The sequence below is a fragment of the Methanolobus bombayensis genome (assembly GCF_017873415.1).
GTDB classification, from domain to species: domain Archaea; phylum Halobacteriota; class Methanosarcinia; order Methanosarcinales; family Methanosarcinaceae; genus Methanolobus; species Methanolobus bombayensis.
Genome location: NZ_JAGGKD010000034.1, coordinates 1 through 1079, shown reverse-complemented (window position 1 = coordinate 1079; position 1079 = coordinate 1). Strand labels below are relative to the sequence as shown.

Genomic DNA, 1079 nt, shown 5'->3' with positions numbered 1-1079 from the left:
TTATAGTTACTAACCAAACTTTTATTACTTATAACCTATAATAATAAATTATGGTTAAAACTGAACAAATTCCAATTGAACATCACCTTTCAACAGACGAGTTGCTTAAAAGGATTAAATCATTAGAAAAAGACACAAGAGTCTTGCAGCGTCTTTATTTTGTTAAACATCGCTACGAAGGTACTTCGGTTGCTGAATCTGCTAAACTTGTAGGAATATCAAAGCCTGTTGCATATCAATGGCAAGAACGCTGGAACCTGGATGGTTATGAAGGTTTGATCCCTCGATTTGCAGGTGGCTGTCCTTCTAAACTTTCTGATGAACAAAAAGAAGAATTAAAAGAGATTTTGCATCATAGGGATGATTGGTCAACAAAAGGTGTCAAGGAACTTATTTTCAATAAATTCAATGTCACTTATACCGATAAACAAATATTGGTGATTTTAAAGAAGTTTGGCATGCATCATGCCAAACCATATTCCCACGATTACAGGAAACCAGAAGATGCAGAAGACCGTTTAAAAAAACTTACCCGTGATTGATGAGGATTGTGTAGTTGGTTTTCTTGATGAATCGTCACCTCAAACAACAGCAAATACAGTTCATCTGTGGTCTTTTAATAAACCGACCATTATCAAAAACACGACAAAATTGAGGGCAAACTCCTTCGGATTTTATGCATTGAATGGTAATTCAATTATTGAATTCAAAGAACGTTCTACTAAAGAAAATGTATGTGACTTTTTATTGTCAATCAAAAAAAGCAATGAAGGGAAGAGAATTGTCATAATTCTTGACAATTTTAGATCACACAAAGCAAAAGATACAGTAAATTTTTCATTGAAAAACAATATCGACCTAGTCTATTTACCTCCATATTCTCCAGACTTAAACCCTATTGAGTTCATTTGGAAAAGCGTAAAAAGAGTGATTTCATGCAACTTCGTGCATGATATTGATTGTTTGAAAAATATGATTGCAGTAGAGTTCATGAAATGTTCATTAAAACTTAGTTTTGCAAAAAGATGGATAGAAAAGTTCATGAGCGATAAGTTAGAAATGTTTAGTTAATGACTATA

At 32.9% G+C, this 1079-nt stretch carries 1 pseudogene; it reads left to right on the top strand.

Going from position 1 to position 1079, the window contains the following annotated elements:
* Positions 1–50 precede the first annotated feature (50 nt).
* Positions 51–1071, top strand: a pseudogene (locus tag J2746_RS14585) (IS630 family transposase).
* Positions 1072–1079: the final 8 nt, after the last annotated feature.